General features: G+C 65.5%; 24 protein-coding genes and 1 riboswitch. Of the genes, 9 read left to right on the top strand and 15 right to left on the bottom strand.

Annotated features, from left to right (window positions below):
- Positions 1-33 precede the first annotated feature (33 nt).
- The 4 genes from LG367_RS01005 to gcvA all read right to left on the bottom strand — a co-directional run bounded on the left by LG367_RS01005 (position 34) and on the right by gcvA (position 5,484).
- Positions 34-441: an acyl-CoA thioesterase gene (locus LG367_RS01005; protein WP_226467353.1), complete on the bottom strand. Its 408-nt coding sequence runs from the start codon at positions 439-441 to the stop codon at positions 34-36.
- A gap of 7 nt (positions 442-448) precedes the next feature.
- Positions 449-1,468 (bottom strand): ribonucleotide-diphosphate reductase subunit beta, encoded by a 1,020-nt coding sequence (locus tag LG367_RS01000; protein WP_226467352.1) that lies wholly within the window; start codon positions 1,466-1,468, stop codon positions 449-451.
- A 166-nt stretch (positions 1,469-1,634) separates the two neighbouring features.
- Positions 1,635-4,046 carry a ribonucleoside-diphosphate reductase subunit alpha gene (locus tag LG367_RS00995; RefSeq protein ID WP_226467351.1) on the bottom strand — a complete coding sequence of 804 codons (2,412 nt, stop codon included), beginning with the start codon at positions 4,044-4,046 and terminating at the stop codon, positions 1,635-1,637.
- A 229-nt stretch (positions 4,047-4,275) separates the two neighbouring features.
- Positions 4,276-4,554, bottom strand: a riboswitch (cobalamin riboswitch).
- Positions 4,555-4,557: 3 nt separating this feature from the next.
- Positions 4,558-5,484, bottom strand: coding sequence for a transcriptional regulator GcvA (gene gcvA, locus LG367_RS00990; protein ID WP_226467350.1), 927 nt, complete (start codon positions 5,482-5,484; stop codon positions 4,558-4,560).
- Positions 5,485-5,583: 99 nt separating this feature from the next.
- Here gcvA and LG367_RS00985 point away from each other — a divergent pair, with 99 nt between their 5' ends.
- Entirely contained in the window at positions 5,584-6,288 is a 705-nt protein-coding gene (locus LG367_RS00985; protein WP_226467349.1) for an FMN-dependent NADH-azoreductase, read from the top strand.
- Here LG367_RS00985 and LG367_RS00980 read toward each other — a convergent pair.
- Positions 6,280-7,242 (bottom strand): SDR family NAD(P)-dependent oxidoreductase, encoded by a 963-nt coding sequence (locus tag LG367_RS00980; protein WP_226467348.1) that lies wholly within the window; start codon positions 7,240-7,242, stop codon positions 6,280-6,282. The genes LG367_RS00985 and LG367_RS00980 overlap by 9 nt on opposite strands.
- Before the next feature lie 123 nt (positions 7,243-7,365).
- On the opposite strand from LG367_RS00980, the gene LG367_RS00975 reads away from it, so the two are divergent.
- Both LG367_RS00975 and LG367_RS00970 read left to right on the top strand, forming a co-directional pair.
- Entirely contained in the window at positions 7,366-8,277 is a 912-nt protein-coding gene (locus LG367_RS00975) for an AraC family transcriptional regulator (protein ID WP_226467347.1), read from the top strand.
- A gap of 113 nt (positions 8,278-8,390) precedes the next feature.
- Entirely contained in the window at positions 8,391-9,827 is a 1,437-nt protein-coding gene (locus LG367_RS00970; protein ID WP_226467346.1) for an RNB domain-containing ribonuclease, read from the top strand.
- Between the two features lie 31 nt (positions 9,828-9,858).
- Here the strand turns inward: LG367_RS00970 and LG367_RS18725 are convergent, their stop codons facing one another.
- Complete coding sequence (locus tag LG367_RS18725; RefSeq protein WP_425490887.1) at positions 9,859-10,140, bottom strand: hypothetical protein; 282 nt, start codon at positions 10,138-10,140, stop codon at positions 9,859-9,861.
- A gap of 225 nt (positions 10,141-10,365) precedes the next feature.
- Between LG367_RS18725 and LG367_RS00960 the strand changes: the two genes are divergently transcribed.
- Positions 10,366-11,211 carry an alpha/beta hydrolase gene (locus tag LG367_RS00960; RefSeq protein ID WP_226467345.1) on the top strand — a complete coding sequence of 282 codons (846 nt, stop codon included), beginning with the start codon at positions 10,366-10,368 and terminating at the stop codon, positions 11,209-11,211.
- Positions 11,212-11,220: 9 nt separating this feature from the next.
- Here the strand turns inward: LG367_RS00960 and zapE are convergent, their stop codons facing one another.
- The 8 genes from zapE to LG367_RS00920 all read right to left on the bottom strand — a co-directional run bounded on the left by zapE (position 11,221) and on the right by LG367_RS00920 (position 17,975).
- On the bottom strand, positions 11,221-12,345 hold the full coding sequence (gene zapE / locus LG367_RS00955; RefSeq protein ID WP_226467344.1) for a cell division protein ZapE: 1,125 nt from the start codon (positions 12,343-12,345) through the stop codon (positions 11,221-11,223).
- Positions 12,338-13,006, bottom strand: a complete 669-nt coding sequence (locus LG367_RS00950) for an alpha/beta hydrolase (protein ID WP_226467343.1) — start codon at positions 13,004-13,006, stop codon at positions 12,338-12,340. The genes zapE and LG367_RS00950 overlap by 8 nt, the downstream gene beginning before the upstream one ends.
- 89 nt (positions 13,007-13,095) lie before the next feature.
- Positions 13,096-13,440, bottom strand: a complete 345-nt coding sequence (locus LG367_RS00945) for a hypothetical protein (RefSeq protein ID WP_226467342.1) — start codon at positions 13,438-13,440, stop codon at positions 13,096-13,098.
- Between the two features lie 15 nt (positions 13,441-13,455).
- Positions 13,456-13,974, bottom strand: a complete 519-nt coding sequence (locus LG367_RS00940) for a c-type cytochrome (protein ID WP_226467341.1) — start codon at positions 13,972-13,974, stop codon at positions 13,456-13,458.
- A gap of 110 nt (positions 13,975-14,084) precedes the next feature.
- Entirely contained in the window at positions 14,085-15,086 is a 1,002-nt protein-coding gene (locus LG367_RS00935; protein WP_226467340.1) for an HlyD family secretion protein, read from the bottom strand.
- 18 nt (positions 15,087-15,104) lie between these two features.
- Entirely contained in the window at positions 15,105-15,302 is a 198-nt protein-coding gene (locus LG367_RS00930; RefSeq protein ID WP_226467339.1) for a DUF1656 domain-containing protein, read from the bottom strand.
- Complete coding sequence (locus tag LG367_RS00925; protein ID WP_226467338.1) at positions 15,292-17,472, bottom strand: FUSC family protein; 2,181 nt, start codon at positions 17,470-17,472, stop codon at positions 15,292-15,294. Before LG367_RS00925 ends, LG367_RS00930 begins: the two co-directional genes overlap by 11 nt.
- A gap of 11 nt (positions 17,473-17,483) precedes the next feature.
- Positions 17,484-17,975, bottom strand: coding sequence for a MarR family winged helix-turn-helix transcriptional regulator (locus LG367_RS00920; protein ID WP_226467337.1), 492 nt, complete (start codon positions 17,973-17,975; stop codon positions 17,484-17,486).
- Positions 17,976-18,238: 263 nt separating this feature from the next.
- Here LG367_RS00920 and LG367_RS00915 point away from each other — a divergent pair, with 263 nt between their 5' ends.
- Positions 18,239-19,624: a trypsin-like serine peptidase gene (locus LG367_RS00915; RefSeq protein ID WP_226467336.1), complete on the top strand. Its 1,386-nt coding sequence runs from the start codon at positions 18,239-18,241 to the stop codon at positions 19,622-19,624.
- A 91-nt stretch (positions 19,625-19,715) separates the two neighbouring features.
- Here the strand turns inward: LG367_RS00915 and LG367_RS00910 are convergent, their stop codons facing one another.
- Positions 19,716-21,053, bottom strand: a complete 1,338-nt coding sequence (locus LG367_RS00910; RefSeq protein WP_425490886.1) for a GTP-binding protein — start codon at positions 21,051-21,053, stop codon at positions 19,716-19,718.
- 53 nt (positions 21,054-21,106) lie between these two features.
- Between LG367_RS00910 and LG367_RS00905 the strand changes: the two genes are divergently transcribed.
- From LG367_RS00905 to LG367_RS00890, 4 genes are all read left to right on the top strand, one after another.
- Positions 21,107-21,502 carry a MerC domain-containing protein gene (locus LG367_RS00905; protein ID WP_226467334.1) on the top strand — a complete coding sequence of 132 codons (396 nt, stop codon included), beginning with the start codon at positions 21,107-21,109 and terminating at the stop codon, positions 21,500-21,502.
- Positions 21,503-21,563: 61 nt separating this feature from the next.
- Complete coding sequence (locus LG367_RS00900; RefSeq protein WP_226467333.1) at positions 21,564-23,708, top strand: TonB-dependent receptor plug domain-containing protein; 2,145 nt, start codon at positions 21,564-21,566, stop codon at positions 23,706-23,708.
- 70 nt (positions 23,709-23,778) lie between these two features.
- The gene (locus tag LG367_RS00895) at positions 23,779-24,270 is read left to right on the top strand and encodes a thioredoxin-like domain-containing protein (RefSeq protein WP_226467332.1); all 492 of its coding nucleotides are present in this window, start codon (positions 23,779-23,781) and stop codon (positions 24,268-24,270) included.
- A gap of 200 nt (positions 24,271-24,470) precedes the next feature.
- Complete coding sequence (locus LG367_RS00890; protein WP_226467331.1) at positions 24,471-25,895, top strand: serine hydrolase domain-containing protein; 1,425 nt, start codon at positions 24,471-24,473, stop codon at positions 25,893-25,895.
- Positions 25,896-25,982: the final 87 nt, after the last annotated feature.

The following is a 25,982-nucleotide window of genomic DNA, read 5'->3' as shown; positions in this document are numbered from 1 at the left end:
GAATGGCATGCCGCGCGACAGCGTGGCGTGCCGCTAATCCGTATCTGATTCCACCAGGCGCGGCACCGGTGCCGGCCGGCCGCGCACATCCAGCGCGATCATCACGAAGCGGCCGCGCGTACACAGCTCGCGCTCGCCGCTGAGCAGATCCTCGGCGATCAGTTCCACTTCCACCTGCATCGAACTGTTGCCGGTGGAGATCACGCGCGCCACCGTTTCCACCAGTTGGCCCTGGCGGATCGGCAGTTCGAAATCCACTTGCTCCGAGCGCGCCGTTACCACCGTGCGGCGTGCGTAGCGGGAAGCCGCAATGAAGGCGGCCTTGTCCATCCAGGCCAGGGCCTGCCCGCCGAACAAAGTACCGAGGTGGTTGGTGTGATCGGGGAACACCATTTCCAGCAGCCGCGCTTCGCGCGGCTGGGTATCAGGCAGGGGAGTCATGACGTCCTTAGAAAGCGTGATCGAAACCGACTTCACCCTGCACACCCACCTGATAGGCCGAGACGCGCCGCTCGAAGAAGTTGGTGAGCTCCTGCACGTCCTGCAGGTCCATGAAGGGGAAGGGATTGCGCGCGCCGAAATGCTTCGGCATGCCGAGCTGGGCCATGCGCTGATCGGCGCAATATTCCAGATACTCGCGCATGTCCTTCGGCGACAGTCCGGCGACGCCGCCCGAAAGCGTGTCCTGCGCGAAGGCGAATTCGCAGTCCACCGCCTCCTCCATCATCCGCACCACTTGCGCGCGGAAATCGTCGTCGATCAGGTCGGGCTCTTCCTCGCGCGCGGTGCGGATCACCTCGAAAGCGAAGGCCATGTGGCAGCTCTCGTCGCGGAACACCCAGTTGGTGCCGGAAGCGAGGCCATGCAGCAATCCGCGTGAACGCAGGTAGTACACGTAGGCGAAGGCGCCGAAGAAGAACAGGCCTTCGATGCAGCCAGCGAAGCAGACCATGTTGAGCAGGAACTGGCGACGCTGTTCACGCGTCTCCACGCGCCGCAGGTTCTGGATGCTGTCGATCCACTTGAAGCAGAACTCGGCCTTCTTGCGGATCGAGGGAATGTTCTCCACCGCGGCGAAGGCCTTGGCGCGCTCGTTCGGATCGGGCAGGTAGGTATCGAGCAACGTGAGGTAGAACTGCACGTGCAGCGCCTCCTCGTACAGCTGCCGCGACAGGTACATGCGCGCTTCCGGCGCGTTGATGTGCTGGTACAGGTTCAGCACCAGGTTGTTGGACACGATCGAATCGCCGGTGGCGAAGAACGCCACCAGCCGCTCGATCAGATGCCGCTCGGCTGGGCCGAACTTGTGTTTCAGATCATTCACGTCCAGCGAGAAGTCCACTTCCTCCACCGTCCAGGTGTTGCGGATGGCGTTGCGGTACATCTCGTAGAACTGCGGATAGCGCATCGGGCGCAGTGTCAGTTCGAAGCCGGGGTCGAGCAGCAGTTGGCGGTTATGCATGGACATATCAATTTCCGTTGATTTGCTATTCCTTCTCCCATCGGGAGAAGGTGGCGCGAAGCGCCGGATGAGGGCGGGGGAAGGACTTGCCAAGAACGTTCATCGGCAAGTGATTTCCTGCCCTCATCCGCCCTTCGGGCACCTTCCCCCGGAGGGGGAAGGAAAAAGCGAGTTACTGGCAGGCCTCGCAGGCTTCCGGGTTTTCCAGCGAACAGGCCACCGCCGCGACCGGCGTATAGCTGGCGACGGTGGTCTTGGCGATCTTCGTCGCCGGCCGCGAACGCAGGTAGTACGTGGTCTTGATGCCTTTCTTCCACGCGTACATGTACATCGACGACAGCGCGCCGATGTTGGGGCTCTCCATGAACAGATTGAGCGAGGCCGACTGGTCGATGTAGGCGCCGCGCTCGGCCGCCATGTCGATCAGCGAACGCATCGGCAGTTCCCAGGCGGTGCGGTAGATCGCGCGCAGCGTTTCTGGGATTTGCGTCAGGCCTTGAATCGAGCCTTCGGCCTGTTTGATGGCATCGCGGGTTTCTGGCGTCCACAAGCCGAGCTTCTTCAGTTCTTCGACCAGGTGGCGGTTCACTTGCAGGAAGTCGCCCGACAGCGTCTCGCGCTTGAACAGGTTGCTCACCTGCGGCTCCACGCACTCGTAGCAACCGGCGATGGAAGCGATGGTGGCGGTCGGCGCGATCGCGATCAGCAGCGAGTTGCGCAGGCCGTGCGCCTTGATACGCTCGCGCAGCGCGTCCCAGCGTTCTTGGTTCTCAGGCGTGACATTCCATGCGTCGAATTGCAATTCGCCGGCCGCCGCGCGCGTGTCAGCGAAAGAGGGATGACGGCCGCGTTCCTCGGCCAGTTCGCAGGAGGTTTCCAGCGCGTGGTAATAAATCGTCTCGGCGATCCTCGCCGACAGCGCACGCGCCGCCTCGCTGTCGAACGGCAGGCGCAGGCGGAAGAACACGTCCTGCAGGCCCATGCAGCCCAGGCCCACCGGTCGCCAGCGCAGGTTGCCGCGGCGCGCGGATTCGATGGGATAGAAGTTCAGGTCGATCACGCGGTCGAGCTGGCGTACCGCCAGTCGCACGGTTTCACCGAGCTTGTCGAAATCGAAAACCCCATCTTCGTCGAAATGATGCGCGAGATTGATCGAACCGAGATTGCAGACCGCGGTTTCCTCGGCCGACGTCACCTCGAGGATTTCGGTGCACAGATTCGACAGATGAATGACATTGCCGGCCTTGGCGGTCTGATTGCTCGCGCGATTGCACTTGTCCTTGAACGTCATCCAGCCGTTGCCGGTCTGTGCCAGCGAACGCATCATGCGTGCGTACAATTCGCGCGCCTTGATCGTCTTCACCGCCTTGCCCTGCGCTTCCGCCTGCGCGTAGGCGCGCTCGAAGGCTTCGCCGTACAGATCGGTGAACTCCGGCACGATGCGCGGATCGAACAGCGACCAGTCGGCATCGGCCTCGACGCGGCGCATGAAGAGATCGGGAATCCAGTTGGCGAGATTGAGATTGTGCGTGCGTCGCGCCTCGTCGCCCGTGTTGTCGCGTAGTTCGAGGAATTCCTCCACATCCGCGTGCCACGGTTCCAGGTACACGCAGGCCGCGCCCTTGCGCTTGCCGCCCTGGTTCACCGCGGCGACCGAGGAATCCAGCGTCTTCAGCCACGGCACGATGCCGTTGGAATGGCCGTTGGTGGACTTGATCAGCGAGCCGCGCGAGCGCACGCGCGTGTAGCTCACGCCGATGCCGCCGCTGAATTTCGACAGCTGCGCGATGTCGCCGTAGCGCGCGTAGATCGACTCCAGCGAATCCTGCGGCGAATCGAGCAGGAAGCACGAGGACAGCTGCTCGTGCGTGGTGCCGCTGTTGAACAGCGTCGGCGAGCTCGGCAGATAGTCGAGATTGCCCATGCGGCGATATAGCGCGAGCGCTTCCGGCACGTCCTCGGACAGTGCGCAGGCGATGCGCAGGAAGAACTGCTGCGGCGTCTCGATCACCTTGCGCGACTGGGGATGGCGCAGCAGGTAGCGGTCGTAGAGCGTGCGCAGGCCGAAATAATCGAAGTGCAGATCGAACGCCGCGTCGATGGCGTCGTTGAGCTTGCGCGCGTGCAGCTGCACGAAGCCGAGCAGGCGATCGTTGATCAGGCCGAGATCGTGGCCGCGCGCGATCGATTGCGAGAAGGCGTGGATCTCCTGTCCGGCCACTTCCTTGGCGATCACGTTCGCCAGCAACCGCGCGGCCAGGCGGCTGTATTCGGGTTCCTCGGCGGTGAGCAGGGCGGCGGTGCGGATCGACAGCTCGTCGAGTTCACGCGTGGAGGCGCCGTCGTAGAGTCCGGAGATGGTGCGCGTGGCCACGCGCATCGGATCGACCGCGTGCAGATCGTCGCAGCAGCGCTGGATGGCGCGCACGATCTTGTTCAGATCGACCGGCTCGCTGCCGCCGTTGCGCTTGCGCACCTGCATGGCCGTGGCCGTGGGCGGTGCGGTGAGCAGGAAGGAAGGTTCGTGGGTCGCAGCCGTTTCCGCCGGGGGTTTGATCGCGGTGTCGGTGTCTTGTTGTGTCATGGTGCTTGCTCCGTGGTGACGCACCTTGCCGTCGCTCCCTGGCGGGACGGCGGAGGGGAGCAAGACATCGCATCGAGGAAAAGAACCCACGACGCGACCTCGCCCCCTCGGGCGGGCGGAGCAACAGGGTCGGAAAGCGGCGTCGCAGCGGCAGCGACGGAAGACATCGGCCGGCTACGTCACCAGCCATCTCCCCCCGGAGATTCCGCGGCCGGCACCGCGCGGCGTGCAGATCGCGCGGCTGTCGGCAGGTCTTCGGACTCGTGGACGCGGCGCGGGATCTCCCGAGCCTCCTACTTGTCGCTGCTTCCCGGGACCACCGCCCCAGTGCTTTTTTGGACAGTCCGCACAGGGATGTGCGGGCTTTTGCGAGGGACTCGCATCCAATACGACTTCGTTTCCACCTACCGCTGCGGGGCAGTGCCGGAATGGACTCTCACGAGCCTGAACCGGCTTCCCTTTTCATCCGAAGGTTTGCGCCTTCGGAACCGACGACCACAACATATAGTGGCTAGTCGGATTCGTCAACGCGATATATCGAACGCTGCATGCGTAGAAAGGCTTGCGCTTCGCCGCGAAGCCAGTCACGCACGCGCGTGAATACTTCCGAGGATTCGGATTCCGGCGCCCACACCAGATGGAAGCTGTGGCCTTCCAGCACCGGCCCGAACGGCACGATCAGGTGCCCCGCCGCCAGTTCGTCGGCCACCAGCGGCAGGCTGGCGAGCACGACACCCTGCCCGGCGATCGCGGCCTGGATGGCGTGGGTCTCGTCGGAGAACAGTGGCCCGCCGCGCACGGCATCGTCGGCGATGCCGGCTTCGCGCAGCCAGCGCGGCCAGTCGGGCGTATCGGCTTCCTGCAGATGCCAGGCGTAACGGATCAGCGGATGTTTCGCCAGGTCCGCGATCGCGCGTAGCGCCAGGCGTGGACTGCAGACCGGCGCGAAACGGCCCGGCAGCAGCGGTTCCGAACGCAGCCCCGGATAGCGGCCGCCGCCATAACGCACCGCGAGATCCACGCGCTCGCGGCGCAGGTCGACGCTTTCGTCCGAGGCGTGGATGCGCAGGCCGATGTCCGGCTGCGCCGCGGCGAAGGCGCCAAGCTTGGGCACCAGCCAGCGCGCGGCGAAAGCGCTGGTGGTGGAGATGGTTAGCAACGGGCGCGTGGGTGCCGTCGTCAGTGCATCGATCGTGGTGGCGACCGCGTCGAAGCCGTCGCGCAGCACCGGGAACAGGCGGCGTCCGGCTTCCGTCAGCACCACCTGCCGCGTCCGGCGCTCGAACAGCGCGAACCCCAGGCGCTCCTCCAGCTGCCGCACCTGATGGCTGATCGCGGTGGCGCTGAGCGAGAGCTCCTCGGCCGCGCGCTTGAAGCTGGCGTGGCGCGCGGCGGCCTCGAACGCGCGCAGGGCGGTCAGCGGCGGGAGTTTACGCATGGATGAGTTTTAATCATCTATCGGGTGAGGAATCGTCGTTTGTCGCCACCAGTTTGTGCCGGAATGATAGGAAAAACCATCAAGCAAGGCGGTAGACAGATGAATATTCTGCATCTCGATAGCAGCGCCCGTCCCGGACGCTCCGACCAGGACGCCCACGGCTCGCACACACGCCGGCTGAGCCATCGCTTCGTTCAACGCTGGCGGGCACGGCATCCGGCCGATGCCATCGTCTACCGGGATATCGGCACGCAACCGCCGTCGCCCGTCGACGGGCGCTGGATCCATGCAGCGTTCACGCCGCCGGAGCGGCGCGAGCCCTGGATGCGCGAAGCGCTCGCGCTCAGCGACACGCTCGTCGACGAACTGATCGCGGCCGACCTGATCGTCGCCGGCATGCCGATGTACAACTTCGGCATGCCGGCGCAGTTCAAGGCCTGGATCGATAACGTCGTGCGCGTGGGCCGCACCTTCGGCTTCGATCGCAGCCGCGCGGGCGAACCGTACTGGCCGTTGCTGGCCGGACAAGGCAAGCGCCTGGTCTTGCTGGGTTCGCGCGGCGATTACGGCTACGGTGCGGGCGAACGCCTCGCGCATGCCAATCATGTGGAAGCCGGCGTGGCGACGCCGCTGCGCTATCTCGGCATCGAATTGGAAGCCAGCATCGCGATCGAATACGACGAATTCGCCGATGCGCGGTTGCAGGCGTCGATCGCCGCCGCCGAGACAGCGGTCGATGCGCTGGTCGATCGCCTGCTTGCCGAGCGAACGCCGGCGCCTGTCATGGATGAATGTCTAGCGTGAGAACGCGTCGACGCCTGTCAGTTCCGCTGAGAGCGCCCAGAGTCGTTCCGCCTCTCGCGCATCCACGGCATGGCGCTTCACACCGACGAACGACTGACTGATGTCCGTTTCATCGGCGCGTGCCGCCACATCGCAATCCTCGCAATAAAGACCGCCGAGGCCGTCGAGTTGCGATGATGTAGCGGCCCAGACCTGCGTCGCCGCGCCTTGCTCCGGCGATTTGAACGGAATGAGCGGCTGATCGTTCGCATCCATCCAGCCGAGTGCGATCATCTCCTCGCGCGACAAATGCCGCTGCAGTGGCGTGAAGATGGCGCCAGGGTGCAGGGAGAAGGCGCGCACGCCGGAGGATTGCCCCAATCGATCCAGGTGCGCGGCGAAGAGCGCATTGGCCGTCTTCGATTGGCCGTAAGCGAGCCACTTGTCGTAGCCCTGCGAGAAATCCATGTCGTCCCAACGGATTGGCGAGAGGCGATGACCGGCGGAGGAGACGGAGACGACGCGCGCACTCCCTTCGAGCGCGGGCCATAGATGTTGGGTCAGCGCGAAATGACCGAGATGATTGGTCGCGAACTGCGCTTCCCAGCCCGGCCCGACTCGCGTCTCGGGACAAGCCATGATGCCGGCGTTGTTGATCAGCAGATCGATGTGCCGGCCTGTGGTGAGGATGCGTTCGGCGAAGGCGTGCACGCTGGAGAGGTCCGATAAGTCGAGGGCTTCCACCGAGGCGCCAGCGATGTCTCGCGTCGCGGCTTGCGCGGCGGCGGTATCGCGCGCAGCGACGATCACCTCGGCACCGGCAGCCGTGAGCGCCTTGGTGGTTTCGAAGCCGAGGCCGGAATGGCCGCCGGTCACGATCGCGCGTTTGCCGGTGAGGTCGAGGCCGGAAAGCACGTCGGCTGCGGTCGTGTGTGCGCCGAAGCCCGAACCGAGCGGCTTCTGATAATCAGTCATGGGGGTTCTCCAGAAAGGTCGGCATGGCTTGCTTGCCGTGTCGTGAAGAGAATGGGTCGTGGCGCTCGAACGATCCATGCTGTGTAGTACGATTTTCTTTCGCGATCGTCCGGATTTCTTGCGATGGACCCTCTATCGGATGTCTTGTCCCTGCTTAGGCCCAGAAGCGCGATCAGCGCGGGGCTCGATGCGGGCGGTGAGTGGGCGATCCGCTTTCCCGGGCATGAGGGCGTCAAGTTCAACGCGGTGATCCGCGGCGCTTGCTGGCTGATCGTCGAAGGCGAGACCGAACCGCATCGAATCGAAGCGGGTGACTGTTTCCTGCTGACGCGCGGTCGCCCTTTTCTCGCCGCGACCGATCTGACGATTCCTGCTATCGAGGCCGCGACGATCTACGACAACGCGGTGGATGGAATCGCGACCTGCAACGGAGGCGGCGACTTCTTCCTGATCGGCGGCCGCTTCTCCTTCGATGGCGATCACGCCGGATTGTTGTTCCGCGCGTTGCCGGCGGTCGTGCACGTGCAGGACGCTTCGAACCAGGCGGTGGTGCTGCGCTGGGCGCTCGAACAATTCGCGGCGGAACTGAAACAGGAGTCGCCAGGCAGCGCGTTGATGGCCGAGCATCTCGCGCAGATCATGCTCTTGCAGGTGTTGCGGCTCTGGCTCGCATCGGAGCAGGGCGCGCATGCCGGCTGGCTGGGCGCGTTGGCCGATTCGCGCCTCGCGCGTGCCATCGGTGCCATGCACGCGGCGCCGAATCGTCATTGGACGCTGGCCGATCTCGCCGGGTTGTCCAACATGTCGCGGACCACATTCGCGCAGCGGTTCCGTGAAGTGGTCAACCAGACGCCACTCGACTATCTGACCGGCTGGCGCATGCGGCTTGCTGCCGATCGGTTGCGGCGAACGGAAGACAGCATCGCCAGCATCGGTTACTCGGTCGGCTACGAGTCCGAGGCGGCGTTCAGCACCGCTTTCCGGCGTGTGATGGGATGTTCGCCGGGTCATCATCGCCGGGCGGCATCCGTTTGATTGACGTCTTGGTGAACAAGAAGCGCACCGAAAGCGTCGGCATGAGCGGCAGTCCCTAGATCCGCCCATTAGAATCCGCCCGTGCACCCGCGCACGCCGCCGACGGGAATTCCGTGCCGACCACGCGACGCCTCAGTCTCCGCACGCCGCAGCCGACACTGGCGCAAGGCCTTGCCGACATCCAGAAATCGCAGGGATTGACCCCGGCGTTCCCGCCCGAAGTGGAACGCGCGGCGGAAGCCGCCGCCGCGCGGCCGCGACTGCCGGAAGAAGATCGCACCGACATTCCACTGATCACCATCGATCCGCCGGGCTCGATGGATCTCGATCAGGCGATGCACGTCGAACGCAACGGAAACGGCTATCGCGTGCATTACGCGATCGCCGATGTCGCGGCTTTCATCGCGCCCGGCGATGCGATCGATGTCGAAGCCAATCTGCGCGGCGAAACCCTGTACGGTGCCGACGGCAAGATTCCGCTGCACCCGAAGGTGCTATCCGAGGGCGCGGCTTCACTGCTGCCGGACCAGGAGCGCCCGGCGCTGCTGTGGACCATCGAACTCGACCCCGAAGGGGAGGGCACCACCGTCGATGTGCGCCGCGCGCGCGTGAAGAGCCGCGCCCGCTACGACTACGCCGGCGTGCAGCGCGAGATCGACGGCGGCGGTGCCGCGCCGATGTGGGCGGTGCTGCGCGAGATCGGCGAATTGCGCGAGCAGCGCGAGCAACGGCGTGGCGGTGTCAGCCTTCCGCTGCCGGAGCAGGAAATCTGCATCGGGGACGATGGCAGCTGGGCGCTGGAATTCCGCGCCCGCCATCCGGTGGAGGAGTGGAACGAGCAGATCTCGCTGCTCACCGGCATGGCCGCCGCGCATCTGATGGTGCAAGGCGGCGTTGGCCTGCTACGCACGCTGCCGGAACCCGAGCCGTTCGTGATCGCGCGCCTGCATCGCACCGCGCGCGCGCTCGGCATCGATTGGCCAAAGCAGCGCAGCTATCCGGATTTCATCCGCACGCTCGATCCATCCGATCCGCTGCACATCGCGATGATGACGGCCTGCACCACGATGCTGCGCGGTGCCGCCTATGTCGCCTTCGACGGCGCGGTGCCGGCGCGATCGAATCATTACGCGCTCGCCGCGCAATACGCGCACGTGACCGCGCCGCTGCGGCGCCTGGTCGATCGCTACACCGGAGAAGTGTGCCTGGCCTTGTGCGCGGGCAAGCCGGTGCCGCAATGGGCGCTGGATGCATTGCCGGAATTGCCGACGACGATGCGCGCCTCCGCGCAGCGCGGCGGACGCTACGAGCGCGCCGTGCTCGATCTCGCCGAAGCGGTGACGCTGGCGCCACGCGTCGGCGAAACGTTTGAGGCGGCCGTGATCGAAGTCGATCGCGACGATCCGAAACAGGGCGATCTGATGCTGCGCGATCCCGCGATCCTGGCGCACGTGACGGGCCAGGCGCCGCTGCCGCTGGGTGAGCACATTCGCGCGCGTCTGGTCGAAGCGGATCCGGACAAGCGAACGATCCGCTTCGAGATGGCGTGACCTGCGAAAGGGTGCGCGAAGGGTGTGCGCGTCAGCCTCCGCGACGCTGACGCATCTGCTCACGCATCTTCCGCAGCTCGTCGCGGCTGAGCTTGCCGTCACCGTCGGCATCGAGCTTGTCGAAGTGTTCGGCGACGCGCGGCAGGCCGGCCTCGGCTTCGGAACGATCGATCAGGCCATCACTATTCGTGTCGGCGGCTTTCAGGCGTTCCTGCATTTTCGCCGCCCGATCGCCGGACTGGGCGAAGGCGGGTGTGATGACGGCGGCGGTGAGTGCGGCGACAACGAGAAACAGACGAGAGGTGGGACGCATGGAAGAGGTCTCCGGTGGCGGCGATCGATCGAGAAAGGGCGGTCGAGGAAGAGGGGTCGAGGAAAGAAGGGCGGCCATCCCTGGCCTGAGAGCCGCTGCCGGCGGGAGGGAGAGGGGTACGCGCCGGCAGCAGTCATGTAAACGCGGCACGCGCAGAATCGTTGACCGGTCATCGATGAACGGAGCGCGTCAGGTGCCGCCATGAGGAAATGCACGAAGTTGGTTGTGTCCGCCCTGCTCTGTCTCGGTATCGCGGGAAACGCGGATGCCTGGCAGCGTGATTCCAGAGCATCCGCATCACCTGAAAGCACCCGCGTGCTGCGCGATGTGTCCTACGGTGCCGATCCGCGCCAACGCTTCGACATCTATTTGCCCGCGAAGCCACGCCAGGCGCCGCTCATCCTGATGGCGCACGGCGGCGGCTGGCGCTTCGGTGACAAGGACAGCCCCGGTGTGGTCGGAGCGAAGGCCGATTACTGGGTGGCACGCGGTTACGTGCTGGTCTCGGTCAACTACCGCATGCAGCCGCAAGCCGCGCCGCTGCAGCAGGCGCGGGATGTCGCCCATGCCTTGGCCGCGGCACAGCGCGCGGCTTCCGGCTGGGGCGCGGATCGTGAACGCGTCGTGCTGATGGGGCATTCGGCCGGCGCGCATCTGGTCGCGTTGCTCGCTGCCGCGCCCGAACTGTTACGCGAGGCAGGTGCCACGCCGCCACGCGGCGCGGTGCTGATCGACAGCGGCGCCTACGATGTCGAGCAGTTGATGCGGCGCCGTCATCCGCCGCTCTACGATCGAGCTTTCGGCGCCGATCCCGAAACATGGGCGGCCGCCTCGCCTTATGCGCGCTTGTCGCGTCAGTCGCTGCCCATGTTCGCGATCTGCTCCACCCGGCGTCCCGATGATGCCTGCGCCGGTGCGCGGCGGTTCGCCGAGCGCGCGGAAGGATTCGTCGCGCGGGTCGAAGTGCTGCCGCAGCCGCTGACGCACATGGCCATCAATCGCGAGCTGGGAGAGCCGTCGGCGTATACCGAGGCGGTGGCCGCGTTCCTGCGTTCGATCGGTGTCCGATGACGTTGCGGTCTACTGCCGGTGTTCCAGCGTCAGATATTCGGTCGACTGCATTTCGATCAGACGCGAGGACGTGCGTTCGAACGCGCTCGCCAGGCGCGAACCGGCATACAAATCCATCGGCGTGGCATCGGCGGTGCACACCAGATTGACGTGGCGATCGTACAGCTCGTCGATCAGCGTGATGAAGCGCCGCGCGGGATTGTCCATGGGTTCATCCATGCGCGGAACGTCGCTGAGCAGCACGGTGTGGAACTCGCGCGCGATCTCGATGTAGTCCGCCGCGCCGCGCGGCCCCACGCACAGTTCCTCGAAATCGAACCAGGCCATGCCCTTGCAGCGCGCGCGCACCGCGATCCTGCGGCCGTCGAGCGTGATGCCGGCATCGCGATGGCGGCCTCCACTGAGCGCGCTGTCACCGCCGAGCTCGTGCCAGCGCGTTTCCAGCCACGCCTCCGACTGCGCATCCAGCGGCGTGCGGTACACCGGCGAGCGCGTCAGCGCGCGCAGGCGGTAGTCGGTGTCGCTGATCAGTTCCAAGACGTGGCAATAACGCTCGATCAACGCGATCGCGGGTTCGAAGCGCGCGCGTTGCAGGCCGTCCTTGTACAGATCGTGCGGCGCGCTGTTGGAAGTGGTGACCAGCACCACGCCCTCGGCGAACAGGCGCTCGAGCAGGCGCGCGAGCAGCATCGCATCGCCGATGTCGTTGACGAAGAATTCGTCCAGCACCAGCACGCGCAGGCTTTCGCGCCACTCGCGCGCGATCAGTGCCAACGGATCGCGCTCGCCCGCGTGCGCGCGCAGGCGCGCGTGCACCTCGCGCATGAAGCGGTGGAAATGGGTACGGCGCTTTTCCTGGATCGGCAGGCCGTCGTAGAACAGGTCGATCAGGAAGGTCTTGCCACGGCCGACGCCGCCCCACAGATACAGGCCGGGTTCCGGCGCGGGCGGGCCATCGCCGAACAGGCGCTGCAGCACGCCGCGCGATTTCACCGGGCGCAGCAGTGCATCGTGGATACGGTCGAGTTCGCGCAGCGCGGGATGCTGCGCCGGATCGTCGCTCCAGTCGCCGCACGCCACACCGGCGCGATAACGTTCTGACGGCCGCGCCGCCGCCTCTCCCGCGTCAGCCATCCGCGGCCGGCAGGTGGGAGCGCACGCTGTTCTTGATCACGCCGCGCAGGTCGATCAGCTTGCGGTGGAAGAAATGGCCGGTGTCGGGCATGCGCACCAGCTCCGCGTCCGCCTTGGTGCGCGCCAGCCAGTCGTAGACGGCCTGCGGGTCGACGATCTCGTCTTCCTCGCCCTGGATCACCAGCCAGGGCATGGTCGGCAGCGCGATGTCGGCGAAATCCCAGCGTCCGGCCGGCGGCGCGATGGTGATCAGCATGCCCGGTTGCAGCGCGTTGGCCATGCGCAGCGCGACATACGCGCCGAAGCTGAAGCCAGCCAGCCACAGCGCGTCGTCCGGACGCTGTTCGCGCACCCAGGCGGCGACGGTGCGCAGATCGTCGGCCTCGCCCTGACCCTGGTCGAAACTGCCTTCGGAATTTTCGGTGCCGCGGAAGTTGAAGCGCACCGTGGTCAGGCCCAGCTCGCGCAGCGAGCGCGCGACCATCGTGACCACCTTGTTGTGCATGGTGCCGCCTTCGGTCGGCAGCGGGTGGCAGATGATCGCCACCAGCGGCAGCCGCGCCACGTCGGCGTCCGGCCAGTCGACCGCGACTTCGAGCGCGCCGGCGGGGCCGGGCAGCGTGAGCGAGGCGGATTCGGAGGGGAAGGCGGGGGCGGCCATGGGGGAATGATAGTGGACCGGGCGGGCCACGCACCGATCAGGCCTGGAACCGTGCGATCTGAATGCTGATCGCCAGCACGATGAAACTGCTACAGCGGAGACCTCTGCTGTTTTTCGACGTAGGCGCGAATCTCAGCGACTGTCTTGAAGTATGGATTTGGCTCCACTCCGTGAGCCTCGTTGATGGCAACTTGAAAGGAATCAGCCCCGGGGTCGATCTTAACCATACGCTCAAGCTCGAATTCGGTCTGCTCGACCATTCCAAACAGCGTCCGCTTTTTTGAGCGAACAAGTCTGGGCCTCAGCCAGCAGCCATCCTCAGCATAGAAGGCGTAAACACCACTTTCTACGTCGACGACTTCGAATTCGACTCGCGCGTCAGACTCTTTCTCGAGAACCCAAACCATGCGGTCTTCCGCTATGGCGAACAGCATGGGATCGCGACCAGATTATTTGATCTGGGTGAGCATCCAATCGACCGTCGCCTTCACCTGCTCTTCGGTCAGCGCCGGATTGCCGCCCTTGGGCGGCATGATGCCGCCGTCGGGACCCTTGAAGCCCTCGATGGCGTGCTTGTAGAGCGTGTCCTTGCCCTGCGCGATGCGGGCCGCCCAGTGCGACTTGTCCATCGTCGGCGCGTTGCCAGCGCCGGAGGTGTGGCAGGCCGTGCAGAGGTTGCCGAAGATCACCGAGCCGTCGGTGGTGCCGCCGTAGGCCACCTGCGAGGCCGCCGCCGCGGCTGCCGCCTTGGCCGCCGCCGCCTGTTCCGCGGCGCCGGTGGCGCCGGCGTAGATGTCGCCGGCCGGGGCGATGCGCGATTCGGTGGTCTTGGTCGTGGTCGCCGAGACTTCCGGGGGAATCGTGTTGTGCAGGTGCACGGAGAAGAGGATCAAACCGATCGTGACCAGCACCAGAAAGCCGATCACCATCGAGAAATGCTTGAGGAAGTCGAGATCGTAATTACGCACGAGTCACCTATGGCGCGCGGCCCCCGGCCGCAGCTAGTAGCGCGCAAGTATAAGGGAACGCTGGAAAAAGTCCTTCCCTACCGGTGCCGTGGGCCGCGGACGGGCCGGACTCAGCCTTGGCGCGGGTGCACGATCACGGTCGCGGTCATGCCGGCGGCCAGCACCGTCCCGTCCGGCAGGCGCGCGTCGTCGATGCGGATCCGCACCGGCACGCGCTGGGCCAGGCGCACCCAGTTGTAGGTGGGATTGACGTCGGCGAGCAGGTCCGCGCCGGTCGGATTGTCGCGGTCGCTGATGCCGCGGGCGATGCTCTCGATGCGCCCCGGCAGCGCCGGGCCGCCGCTCATCAGGCGGATGTCGACCGGATCGCCGACGCGCAGCGCCGACAGCTTGGTCTCCTCGAAATAGCCGGCGATCCAGTACGAATGCCGGTCGATCAGCGCCAGCCGCGCCGCGCCGGCACCGGCGTAGTCGCCCTGGCGCACGTCGAGATTGGTGACGTAGCCGTCCACGGGCGCGCGCACCTGGGTGCGGGCGAGGTCGAGCCGCGCTGCGGCCAGCGCCACCCGCGCCTGCTGCATGGCGGCGATCGCCTTCTCCTGGCTGGCGCTGGCCTCCTTGCCGCTGGCCTGGGCCTGGTTCCAGCCGGCCAGCGCGGCGTTGGCCGCGGCGGCGGCATTGGCGCGCTCCTCGGTCGAGATGATCTGGCCGACGATCTTCTGCCGCCGCGCCGACTGCGCCTGGTACATCTCGTAATTGGCCTTGCGCTCGGCGGCCCCGGCGATGGCCGCGTGGATGCTGGCGCCGGCGGCGCGCGCGGCGGCTTCGGCGGCGGAGAGATTGGCTTCCGCCTGCGCCACCGCGTTGAGATAGCGCGCGGTGTCGATCTCGAACAGCAGATCGCCCTTCTTCACCGCCTGGTTGTCGCGCACCGCCACCCGTGCCACCAGTCCGGACACGTCCGGCGCGATGCGCACCACATCGGCGCGCACGCGGCCGTCGCGCGTCCACGGCGCATACATGTAATGCCGCCACATCGCATGCGCGAGCAGCGCGGCGACCAGGACGACGAGGGCGGTGAGGGAGAAACGGGCGATCGAGCGGGTATTCATGGCAGCGTATGGATGCAATTAGAAAAGCAGCAGGCCGAAGCCGCAGAAAAGACAGATGAAGAGGGCGATCCGGAACAGCGGCGGATGCCAGACGTATCGATACAGACCGTAGCGGCCGGCGACGGCATCCAGCCCCCACAGCACGCCGAGCATCAGCGAGAACCACAGCAGCACGCCCGGCAGCAGCGCGCCTCCGAGCGAGAACTCATACGGCATGGCGGGCCTCCTTCGCCGGCAACGCGGACGGCACTGGCAGCGCAGACGGCATGTACTCGGCGAGCACGGAATCGGCATCCACCAGACTGATGCGGATCAGATGCAGGTGATGCAGCAGGCGCCGCGTCTCCGGCGCATCCGACAGTGCGTGGTGCGTGGCGGCGATCGCGTCAAGCACGCGGTCGCGGGCGGTCAGATAACGCGCCGCATCCGGCGCTTCGTAGAGCCGCGCCACGGCGTCGAGCGCATCCCCGACCGCGCGTGCCAGCGCTTTCGGCAGAGTAATCGCGGCCGCGTCGTGGCGCAGCTCGATCAGCGCGCGTCCGGTTTCGTGCACCGCCAGCGCCCAGGCGAGCAGCGTGCGCGAGGCCTCGCTGCCAGGCACGGTACCTGTGACCACCTGCTGCAGCAGATCGCGATTGACGCTCTCGAAGCGATGACGCAATCCCGGCAGCGGCGCTTCCGCCGCCAACGCCACCTGCGCGCGCAGGCTGGCGAGCTGGCGCCGCCGCATCCACGCACTGCCGATGGCCGACGGCAACAGCTGGAACGCCAGCACGGTGGCGCCAACGCTGGCCAGCTGCGCGATCGCGTTGTTGACGAAGCCGGCCGGGTCGTAATGCATCAGATTGGTCAGGCCCATCGTCGTGGTCAGGCACATCAGATAGCCGAGTCCAAGCACCGCCAGTTGCGGCCGCGTGGTCATGTAGGCGCCGATCAGGAACAGCGGCGCGATGCAGGCGGCCAGCAGCGCGAAGCCGTCCACGTGCGGCAGCAGCCAGAACGTGCCCGCATACGCCGCCACCGTGCCGAGCGCGAATCCCCACAGCAGCTTGAGACTGACCGCCGCCGGTGCCGGCGTGGTGGCGAACAGCGCGCACAGGATGCTCGCCAACAGCAACGCGCTGGCGCCAGAGGGCCACGCGGTGAGAATCCAGAACGTACTCAGCACCCCCATCACCAGCGTCGTGCGCAGCATCGCCAGCGCCGCGCCGGCCAAGTCATTGCCGCGAGTGAAGCGCACGCGCTCCACCGCATCGCTGGAGGGCCGCGGATTGCGCAGGGTGGCGGCGACCTCGACATAGGCATGCAGTTCGCGCGCGAAGCGCCGCACCAGCTCCGCGCCGGTATCGAAATCGTCGGCGCGCGCGGAACCGTCGAAGTGCGCGCGCAAGGCCTCGCCGCGCGCCGGCAGCGCGTCCACGCATGCCGACAACTTCGGCAGCAGCGCGCGCGAATCGGCTTCGCTGGTCTCCGGCACGGCCAGCGCTTCGGCGAGCGGGCGATACAGCACGATCAGCGCGTCGGCGACATCGCCACCGCCGTTGCGGATCAGGCGATTCATCAGATGGTGCAGCGACTGGAAACTGGTCGACGTCGCCATGAAGTGCTGATTGAACAGGCGCAATCGCCCGCTGCGGGCGCGGGTGTCCGGATCCTCGAAGATCACCGAACTGCGCAAGTCCTCCAGCGTGGTCGCTTCGCGCACGAAGCGTAGATGCGCCTTCTCCATCGTCTCGCGCGCGATCGCGCCGGCCGTGCTGTCGCGCACGAAGCCGACGAAACCCCAGAACTGCGATCGCGCCGTCGCCCGCAGCGTGTCGCGCATGCGGCTGGGGAACACCACGTCGCTCATCACACCGCTCACCAGCAGACCGAGCAGCACCTCGGCGATGCGCGCCATCGCCGAATCGAACACCGCCGTGGGATGCGAGGCCACCGGCAGCGCGATGATCGCCGCGGTGTAGCCGGCCAGCACGAAGGCATACGACTTGAAATTGCGGTACAGCGTCGCCCCGCCCGCGCACGCGCCGAGCCAGAGTGCCATCGCCGGCAGGAACAGCTCGCGCTGCTGCGGGAACAGGCCCACGATCAACAACGCCGCACCGGCGCCCGCGAAAGTGCCGAGTGCGCGATAGAAACTCTTCGCCAGCACCATGCCGCTCTGCCGGTGCATGACGATCACCGTGGTCATCATCGCCGTCGACGGCTGCTCCAGTTCCAGCCGCATCGCCAGCCAGCCGGTGAGGCAGTAGGTGAGCAGCGTGCGCAGCACGAACACCCAGGTGCCGCCTTCCTCGCGGAAGAAATCATGCTTATTAGAAGCAGCGCGCGCCAGGAAGGCACGTTCTGTAGCGGCGGGAGTCGTGGATGCGGCAGTGGCGGACATGACGCGAAGGCTCAGTCGGCGAAACCCGTGAGCAGCTTCTTCAGCAGCAGCTCGAGCTGTTGCTGCTCGCGCTCGTCGAGCGGGGCGGTCTGGCGTTTGAGCAGCCGCGAGATGCCGGGAAGCATGCGCGAGATCAGCGCGTCGCCCTTCGTCGTCAGCGACAGCGTCACCTTGCGGCGATCGTCGGCGTTGCCCGAACGCGCCAGCAGACCCTTGTCGCAGAGGCGATCGGTGAGGCGGGTGATGTTGGCGAATTTTTCGCCAGCGGCCTCGGCCAGCTCCGACGGCGTCACCGCGTTGTCGGTGCTGCCGTAGAGCATCATCAGGATGTTGTATTCGGGATGGTTGATGCCGAACGGCTTGAGCAGCGCGTTGGCGTCGTCCTGCACGTGCTTGTGGAGGCGCTTGATCAGCCGCACCAGCACCGCCGGCCCGCGCGGGAACGCCGGGTGCTTGCCGCGGGTGACGTCGATGCGCTTCTCGGTGGCGGAGAACGGGTTCATGGGCGGGCCCCAGGAAACAACACAAGCATATATTACATTTATGTAATAAAAATACAAGACTATCCCATCCGCTCACCGGAGCGGCCTAGATCCCTACGATTTCGAGGGGATGCCGGCGACATGCTGGCCGCGCGCGCCACCAAGCCGGGCGAGGTGGGGGAACACCGATCGGCTGCGTTTAAGCAGCATGCCCTAAGCATTTGATCCGCTGACTCGTGCCGGAGGGGGCTGCCGGCTTCCACCGTACTCAGGAATCCCTACTCATGATCCGCAAGAACGTGCTTTCTCTCGCGCTGTTGGCTGGTTTGTCGGGTTTCACGGCCATCGTTTCCGCCGCGGAAATGGGGGCTGCCCCCGTGTCCGTGGCGCCCGTCGCCAAGGCCTTGGGTGGCGCCGAATTCGCAACCACCGGCAAGGCTGGCGCCATCCGGGCCGTCGATCTCGGGTTGCCGGAACAGGCCGCCTTCGCCGCGGTCGCCAAGCGTCGCGCCGAGCAGGCCAAGCATGGCCAGCCGCTGGAAATCGGTTTCGCCCGCAGCGTCGGCCGCAGCCGCATCGATCTGAATGGTCTGAACTGGGAAACCTTGGCGGACGGTTCGCGCGGTGCGCGCTTCACGCTGACCTCGACCAACGCGGTGGCGCTGCGCGCCGGGCTGCAGCTGCGTTCGACGGGCAAATTGGGCGGCGATCCGGCAGCAGTGACGCTGCGCTTCGCCGGCAGCGACGGCCGCGTGTTCGCCGAGAATGGCGCCGCGTTCTCGGACGCGGAGTCGAGCTGGTCGCCGGTCGTCGCCGGCGACACGCTGACGGTCGAGATCGTGCTGCCCAAGGGTCAGCGTCCGAGCAACTTCTCGCTGAGCGTTCCGGAACTCTCGCATCTGGACATCGATCCGGCCGCGAGCACGCGCGATCTGGCCAGGGCCAGTGGTGTCGGCGCCAGCGGTGCCTGCGAGCAGGACATCGTCTGTCGCGTGAATCCGAGCGCCGGATTCCTCGATGCGAGCAAGGCCGTGGCGCGCATGGTGTTCACCAGCAAGGGCAAGTCGTACCTGTGCTCGGGCACGCTGCTGAACAACAGCAACTCGCCGAAGAAGGCGCTGTTCTGGACCGCCGCACACTGCATCAGCACGCAGCGGGTTGCCGACACGCTGCAGACGTACTGGTTCTTCGACGCCACCGCCTGCAATAACGACACCGCCAACCCGAACGCGGTCACGCTCACCGGCGGCGCGTATCTGCGCCATGCCAACACCACGCGCGATACCGCGTTGTTGGAACTGAAGAACGCTCCGCCCAGCGGCGCCTACTACGCCGGCTGGAATAGCAGCCCCATCGCATCCACCGGCACCGCGATCGAAGGCATCCACCACCCGGCCGGCGATCTGAAGAAGTATTCGCTGGGTTCGGTGACGGGTCTTTCGACCACGCTCGATGGCAAGTCGCCGCTGACCCAGGTGGTCTGGAACGCGGGCGTGACCGAGGGCGGCTCCTCGGGCTCGGGACTGTTCACCGTCGATGCTTCGGGTGCCTACCAACTGCGCGGCGGCCTGTACGGCGGCTATTCCTTCTGCTCGGCGCCGCAGGATCCGGATTCGTATTCGCGTCTTGACGGCGTCTGGTCGAGCATCTCGTCCTACTTCTCGCCGTAATCCAAGGCAGCAGGCCGGATACGCCTCCTTCCATCGGTTGGAGGCGCATCCGAAGGACGTCGCATCGCGGATGAAACGTTGGTGTCGTGATTCAACGACGCCAGAGGGGAAAGGGACCCGGCAACGTGTGCCAGGCGGCGGGACCGAGCGCCATCTCGGCATCGTCGAGCAGGCAGGCATCCAGTTCGGCGCGGGCACGCGCTTCATCCAGGTTCACGCCGATCACCGCCAGTTCCTGGCGGCGATCCGCCCAGAGCGGATGCCACAGTTCGCGCAATGCCGCGTATTCGCGCGGCTCCGGAATTTCTTCCGGCAAGGGGAGCGGTGAATTCCACGCAGCGGCTTGAAGCACCGACCAGCCGCGAGCCGTGTACGGCACCGGTGGCGGCATGACGGCGATGAGCGGCAACTCGTCGATCAGATCGGCATCGACGCGAAAACGCGCACCGTGCCAGAAGCCAGCGGCTTGATGCTCCGTGGCACCACCGACGCAGGACAACTCGCCGACCCAGTCCATGCGCGAAGCCAGCCAGAAGAATCCCTTGCAGCGGATCGCGTCGGCGATGCCGCGCGTCAATAGATTGCCGAAGCGCTGTGGATGGAATGGGCGACGCGCGCGATAGACGAAACTGGAGATGCCGTATTCCTCCGTTTCCGGTGTGTGCTCTCCGCGCAGTTCCTTGATCCAGCCCGGCGCGAGTTGTGCTCGGGCGAAGTCGAAGCGACCGGTGTCCAGCACTTCCGCCAATGGCACGTCGCCGTGGCGCGATTCGATGATGCGGGCATCGCGGTTCAGGGCATGCAGCACGGCGCGCGTGCGTTCCAGGTGCGTGCCGTCGATCAGATCGCACTTGCTGATGACGATCGTATCGGCGAACTCCACCTGCTCGGCCAGCAGATTCACCACGCCGCGCCGGTCTTCCGCGCCAATCGCCAGGCCGCGATCGGCCAGGCGTTCGGCGGAGCCGAAGTCGTCGAGGAAACGCATGCCGTCGACGACCGTGACCATCGTGTCCAGCCGCGCCACATCGGACAGCGAGAAACCCAGTTCGTCGCGCACCGAGAAGGTGGCCGCCACCGGCATCGGTTCGCCGATGCCGGTGGATTCGATCAGCAGATAATCGAAGCGCTGCTCGCCGGCGAGCCGTGCCACTTCACGCAGCAAGTCCTCGCGCAGGGTGCAGCAGATGCAGCCGTTGCTGAACTCTACCAGCGACTCATCGGTGCGGCTGAGCGCGGCGGCGCCGTTGCGGACCAACTGCGCGTCGATGTTGATCTCGCTCATATCGTTGACGATGACCGCGACGCGGCGACCCTCGCGGTTGTGCAGGATGCGATTGAGCAAGGTGGTCTTGCCCGCGCCCAGGAAACCGGAGAGGACGGTCACGTGCAGGCGATCGGGGGAGGGGATCGTGGCGGGGGCGAGCATCGGCATCTCCTCAATATGTTATGTTATAACATATCATAAAAGAGAGCCGTGCCATGAGCAGAAAGCCCCCGACATCCGTCCGCTTATTCGATTTCGCCGCGATCAGCCTGTCCGGGCTGTGCCTGCTGCATTGCCTGGCGTTGCCGGTGCTGGCCGCCTTCCTGCCCTTGCTGGCCGTCTGGGCCGAGGCGGAATGGGTGCATGCGGCGTTCGTCGCCTTCGCGCTCCCGCTGACCGGCACCGCGCTGTGGCGCGCGCATCGTCAACGGCCCTTGCCGCTCGGCTTAATCGTGTTGGCCGTCGGTGGCCTGACCGGTCTGTTGCTCGGCGCGCTGCCTTGGCCGGCGGAGTCGCTGGAGGTTCCGCTCACGGTGGCGGGCAGCCTGATGCTGGCGAGCGCGCATCTCTGGAACTGGAAGCGTCATCCGCATGCGCATGCCGCGTCCTGACACGTCCATGCACATGACGAATTCCGTGATCGCGCGCTTCTCCATGCCTCGCTCTTTCCGAATGCCTGTCTCCTTTTCTCGGCCGCTTGTCCTGGCCATCGCCGCGGCGGCGACATCTTCCGCATGGGCGGCGGATGGTGACCGCCTTACGCAACTCGACGCGGTCGAAGTAAAAGTGAGCACGGCGACCCGCACCGAACGTCTGCTCTCCGACGTGCCTGTCCGCACCGAGGTGTTGCGACAGCAGGACATCGCTTTGCGTGGCTCGGTGAACTTCTCGCAAGCGGCCGAGTTGATCAACGGTGTGCGTGTGGAAAGCAACTGCCAGAACTGCAACACCTCCGAAGTGCAATTGCTGGGGTTGGGCGGCGCCTACAACCAGTTGCTGTTCGACGGCGTGCCGCTGCTGTCCACGCTTGGCGGCATCTACGGACTGGAGCAGATCCCCGCGGCTTTCGTGAATCGCATCGAAGTCGTCAAGGGAGGCGGTTCGTCTCTGTATGGACCTGGCGCCGTGGCCGGCGTGATCAATTTGATTGCCGAGCAGCCGACGAAGAACGGCGGTTTCGTGCAGGGAGGCGTGGAAGTGCAGGAGGGCGAGCCGCTCCGGTTCGGTGATGGACGCTTCGACTTCGTCGGCGACGACGGCCGCTTCGGTCTGTCGGTGGTCGCGCAGGGCGCCAAGAACGACGCCATCGACTTCAATGGTGACGGCTACAGCGAGATCACCGAGAAGGACCTGCGCATCGGCGGTGTCCAGATGTGGTACGTGCCCAACGACAGCACCCGGCTGCGCGCCGACTATCAATACACCTGGGAAGATCGCCGCGGCGGCAACCGGTTCGATCAGCCCGAATACCTGGCCAATATCGCCGAGGCACTGAAAACGCGATATCAGCGTGGCGGACTGACGTGGGAGCAGATCGTCAACGACGATTTCGACTTCCGCCTCAGTTATTCGTTCGCCGATATCCGCCGTGACAGCTTCTATGGCGGGCTGGGTGATGTGGTGACGGACCCGTCCGATCCCGGCTTCGATCCAAGTCAGCTCGATCCGAACGTGCCGGGAAGCGCCGCCTCGGTGTCCTACCGCCAATACGGCTACACCAAGAATCCGTTGCAGTACTTCGATTCGCAGTTCAATTACCGCGTCGGCGCGCATGCACTGGCGTTCGGTGTGCAGTACAAGCGCGAGGAAGTGAAGGATGAGAACCTGGATGCCGTCGGCAACAGGATTCGCGTGATCACCGACGGCAGTTTCTCCGATCTCGGCGTCTTCCTGCAGGACGAGTGGGCGGTCAGCGATGCGCTGGATCTGGTGCTGGGTGCGCGTGCGGACAAAAGCTCCGAGCTCGATGATGTGGTGTTCTCGCCGCGCATCGCGCTGGCGTTCCAGGCCAACGAGCGCACCAAATGGCGTGCCGGCATCTCCACGGGTTTCCGCGCGCCGGAATTGTTCAGTGAGGACCTGCACGTGGACACGCTGGGGGCCGATCCCGTGCGCATTCGCAACGCGGACGGACTGACGGAGGAAAAAGCGGTCACCGCCATGCTCGGGGTCGATTGGCGATCCGATCCCGCGTCGCCGCGCTGGTTGTTCGATGCCACGGCGTCGTACACCGATCTCAAGGATGCCTTCGTGTTGAGCGGGATCCAGCGGGATCCCCGCGATGGCTCCTTGTACCAGACCCGCAGCAATGTCTCCGGCTCGCGCGTGGCCGGGATCGAGGCGAATCTCGGATGGCAGCCGATGGAGACCTGGCGCATCACCGCGGGCGTCGCCTGGTATCACTCGCGATACGACAAGGCGCAGGTGGTGTTCGACGATACCGGTGATGGCGGCAGTACCGTGATCGCGAGCCGCCATTACCTCAAGACGCCGGAATGGAGCGGCTTGGCGCAGGCGATCTGGACGCCCAGCGAAGCGTGGGATGCCTACGTGGGGCTGAAGTACACCGGTCGCATGTACGCGTTGAACAACAATACCGGCACGCTCAAGCACACGCCGGATTTCTGGGTGGTGGATGCGGGTGTGACCCGTCACTTCCATTTCGACGAGAAGGGCGTGGACGTTTCCTTCGGGATGAAGAACCTGTTCGACGAACGCCAGAAAGATCTGGAAATTGGCGCCAATCGCGACAGCGATTATGTTTACGGTCCGCGCTTCGCACGATCCGTCTATGCGAGTGTGCGTTACGCCTTCTGAAGCCGAAGCTCCGAAATGGCGGCGCGCGTGGTCGCGCCGCTGGGTTGTCGCGTTCTGTTGCCTCTACGGCTTGTCGACGACCAGCGCGACGGCGGCCGATGGCGGTTTGCGCGAATCGATCGCAGGGGCGCTGGTGCGTCCCGATGCCCAGCGCTTCGTCGCCTACCGCTGGGAGCGCGAGCCGGATGTCATCGCGCTGTATTTCGGTGCCGATTGGTGCGGCCCCTGTCATGCGTTCGTCCCGGAGTTAAAGCGAGTGCATGCGGCGCTCAGGCAGGCGGGCGCCGACACGGAAGTCGTCTACGTCAGCCTGGACGAATCCGAACGCGAGATGCGCCGCTACATGCGCTCGCAGGCCATGCCGTGGCCGGCGATCGACTATCGCCGTCTGCCGGCATTGCCGGCAATACGCGCGCTGGGCGGCGTCGCGCCGCCGAACCTCGTGCTCGTTGATCGCGAAGGCAACGTGCTCGCCAGCGGATGGCAAGGGCGTCGCTACGCGGGGCTGGCGCCGGTCTTGCAGTCGTGGGTCGAGCAGGTTCGCGCCGCGAAGGGTCGATAGAAAATCCGCGAACAGGCGGTTCTTTGATGACGCGCCGCAGCATCGTTCCCATGTGCCATTGCAACACGGCGGCACCCCAAATGATTGGCCCTATCTGCCAATCGATATGACTCTATCAACAATGGCCGTCTGCCGGAAAAGCATCAATGCTTGGCCCGCGTCACCACGACGCATGACAGAAGATTTGGGGGAGGGACCCAATGATTGCTGCATCGAGATTGCGATCGATTCCGGCCGTGCTGGTCATGTGCGCACTGATCGCGTTTTCCACATCCGGCTCCGCGGCGGGCCTGCAACCGATTCCCGCATCGGCGCCGAAATGCGCTCAGCCCGAACAGGACCAGCTGTATCCGCTCGTCGATCCCGCCAGGCTCGGCATCAATCCCGAACGCTTGCGCGCTGCCTTGCAATACGGGACGCAGTTGTTGAGTACTTCGGTGCGCGTTTACCGCTACGGCTGTCTCGCGGGGCAGAGCGTGGTCGATCCGGTGAGCGAGTTCGCGCCGTTTCCGCTGGCCAGCGCGTCCAAGGGGGTCTTGTCGCTGGCCGTCGGTCGCGCGGTGACGATGGGCTATCTGAAACTGGATGATCCGATCGGCAAGTACATTCCGCAAGCCGATGCCGCGCATGGTGCGCTGACGGTGCGCACGCTGCTGCAACAATTGTCTGGCTTGCGGCTGGTGGTGGCGGACGAGATCGCGGCCATCGCCACCGATCCGGTGCAGGCGACGCTCGATCAGCCGTTCTGGTATCTGCCGGGCACGGAATACATGTATGGACAGAGCGTGCTGGCCACGCTCGCGCATGTCGTCGGCAAGGCCACGGGGATGGACTACCAGACATTCGTGCAGCGCGAGCTGATGGGGCGTGTCGGCATTCCGCGCAATCATTGGATCTGGCTGCGCGATCGCAGTGGCGGGACGATCGCGGCCGGCGGTCTGCTGATGCGTCCGAACGATCAGGCCAAGCTCGGTCATCTGATGTTGTACAAGGGAAAATGGGGTTCGCAGCAGCTCATCAGTCAGAGCTATCTGGAAGAAGCGGTTCACGGAACCGCGCCCAATCCCGGATATGGCTTCCTGTTCTGGACCAACGAAGGCGACTGGCACAAGGTCTCGCACATCGGCCGTCCCAAACGCGCGGATTACGAACTCTTGCCCGGCAGCCCGCGCGACACCTACGGTGCGATGGGCGCGCTTGGCCAGATGATCATCAATGTGCCGAGCCGGCATCTGGTCATCGTGCGTAACGGTGGGCCGGGCGGTGGTCTGTCCACCATCGAAAGCCTGGAGATGAAGGAATTGATGCGCCGGTTGGTCGACTCGGTCGACGACGCGCCACGCATTCCCGATCCCGGCATCTTCGCGAATTATCCGGCAGGCAGCTCGATCGACGATGCCCTCATCTATCTGAACATCCTCGATTGGAACGTGCTCGGCATTCTGACCGGCGTTGGTGATGCGGGCTTGCCGAACTGCAACATCCTCTTCTGCAATGGTCGCTTCATCACGCAGGATCTGGCCGCGTTCGGTGGCGACACCTTGCTGCAGTTCATCGGCGCGGCGGGCGGAACGATCGAGGACAAGCTGCGCGGCCGGCGTTACAGCCCAGTGATCTATCCCTGACCGGCATGGGATGGATTCCGATCAGGGGTCCATCCGAAAAAAGCGTCCGCAAGACGCGGACGATCTTGAAAAACAAACTCGCGCCCA

It is taken from the genome of Luteimonas panaciterrae (assembly GCF_020511115.1).
GTDB classification, from domain to species: domain Bacteria; phylum Pseudomonadota; class Gammaproteobacteria; order Xanthomonadales; family Xanthomonadaceae; genus Luteimonas; species Luteimonas panaciterrae.
This window is presented reverse-complemented; position numbering and strand designations above follow the sequence as displayed.

Excerpts from the sequence above, each read along its gene's own strand:
- gcvA (WP_226467350.1), bottom strand. The coding sequence starts at position 5,484 with ATGCGTAAACTCCCGCCGCTGACCGCCCTGCGCGCGTTCGAGGCCGCC.
- zapE (WP_226467344.1), bottom strand. The coding sequence starts at position 12,345 with ATGGCTGACGCGGGAGAGGCGGCGGCGCGGCCGTCAGAACGTTATCGC.
- LG367_RS00890 (WP_226467331.1), top strand. The coding sequence starts at position 24,471 with ATGATTGCTGCATCGAGATTGCGATCGATTCCGGCCGTGCTGGTCATG.
- LG367_RS00905 (WP_226467334.1), top strand. The coding sequence starts at position 21,107 with ATGAGCAGAAAGCCCCCGACATCCGTCCGCTTATTCGATTTCGCCGCG.
- LG367_RS00935 (WP_226467340.1), bottom strand. The coding sequence starts at position 15,086 with ATGAATACCCGCTCGATCGCCCGTTTCTCCCTCACCGCCCTCGTCGTC.
- LG367_RS00995 (WP_226467351.1), bottom strand. The coding sequence starts at position 4,046 with ATGACACAACAAGACACCGACACCGCGATCAAACCCCCGGCGGAAACG.
- LG367_RS00900 (WP_226467333.1), top strand. The coding sequence starts at position 21,564 with ATGCCTGTCTCCTTTTCTCGGCCGCTTGTCCTGGCCATCGCCGCGGCG.
- LG367_RS00980 (WP_226467348.1), bottom strand. The coding sequence starts at position 7,242 with ATGACTGATTATCAGAAGCCGCTCGGTTCGGGCTTCGGCGCACACACG.
- LG367_RS01000 (WP_226467352.1), bottom strand. The coding sequence starts at position 1,468 with ATGTCCATGCATAACCGCCAACTGCTGCTCGACCCCGGCTTCGAACTG.
- LG367_RS00975 (WP_226467347.1), top strand. The coding sequence starts at position 7,366 with ATGGACCCTCTATCGGATGTCTTGTCCCTGCTTAGGCCCAGAAGCGCG.
- LG367_RS00950 (WP_226467343.1), bottom strand. The coding sequence starts at position 13,006 with ATGGCCGCCCCCGCCTTCCCCTCCGAATCCGCCTCGCTCACGCTGCCC.
- LG367_RS00910 (WP_425490886.1), bottom strand. The coding sequence starts at position 21,053 with ATGCTCGCCCCCGCCACGATCCCCTCCCCCGATCGCCTGCACGTGACC.
- LG367_RS01005 (WP_226467353.1), bottom strand. The coding sequence starts at position 441 with ATGACTCCCCTGCCTGATACCCAGCCGCGCGAAGCGCGGCTGCTGGAA.
- LG367_RS00945 (WP_226467342.1), bottom strand. The coding sequence starts at position 13,440 with ATGCTGTTCGCCATAGCGGAAGACCGCATGGTTTGGGTTCTCGAGAAA.
- LG367_RS00915 (WP_226467336.1), top strand. The coding sequence starts at position 18,239 with ATGATCCGCAAGAACGTGCTTTCTCTCGCGCTGTTGGCTGGTTTGTCG.
- LG367_RS00920 (WP_226467337.1), bottom strand. The coding sequence starts at position 17,975 with ATGAACCCGTTCTCCGCCACCGAGAAGCGCATCGACGTCACCCGCGGC.
- LG367_RS00985 (WP_226467349.1), top strand. The coding sequence starts at position 5,584 with ATGAATATTCTGCATCTCGATAGCAGCGCCCGTCCCGGACGCTCCGAC.
- LG367_RS18725 (WP_425490887.1), bottom strand. The coding sequence starts at position 10,140 with ATGCGTCCCACCTCTCGTCTGTTTCTCGTTGTCGCCGCACTCACCGCC.
- LG367_RS00925 (WP_226467338.1), bottom strand. The coding sequence starts at position 17,472 with ATGTCCGCCACTGCCGCATCCACGACTCCCGCCGCTACAGAACGTGCC.
- LG367_RS00930 (WP_226467339.1), bottom strand. The coding sequence starts at position 15,302 with ATGCCGTATGAGTTCTCGCTCGGAGGCGCGCTGCTGCCGGGCGTGCTG.